This is a genomic window from Psychrobacter pasteurii, assembly GCF_900162815.1.
Lineage (GTDB): Bacteria > Pseudomonadota > Gammaproteobacteria > Pseudomonadales > Moraxellaceae > Psychrobacter > Psychrobacter pasteurii.
In genome coordinates this window covers 1-348 of sequence record NZ_FUGD01000229.1, presented here as the reverse complement: position 1 = coordinate 348, position 348 = coordinate 1, and the positions used below count along the sequence as shown (strand labels likewise).

1 pseudogene is annotated in these 348 nt (G+C 44.3%); it reads right to left on the bottom strand.

Annotated features, from left to right (window positions below):
* Nucleotides 1-348, bottom strand: a pseudogene (locus A1232T_RS13600) (transposase); the annotation flags it as partial.

The following is a 348-nucleotide window of genomic DNA, read 5'->3' as shown; positions in this document are numbered from 1 at the left end:
GTCAGGGGGATAATGATTTACCAGTTCGGTAAAATTAAGCCACTGGAACAATCCTGCCATCACAGCAGGTGCGGTTATTGGTTTGCTCCGTTTCATTTGTCGCCCTGAGAGGCGCACTAAAAACAAAGCAAACTCTTGTGACTGTTTATCAGATGCTTGCATAATACGCCACACGAGCGTACAAGCCTGAGAGGCAATTAACAACCGCTTAAAATAAGCGTCTCCACTTTGCTGTAACCAGGACTCTAGCTGAAGTCCTGCACTTTTAAGCAGTTTAAAATAAGATTCTATTTGCCAACGCCAATAATACCACTGACTAATATCTGCACCCTTGACGGACGTCTCTTG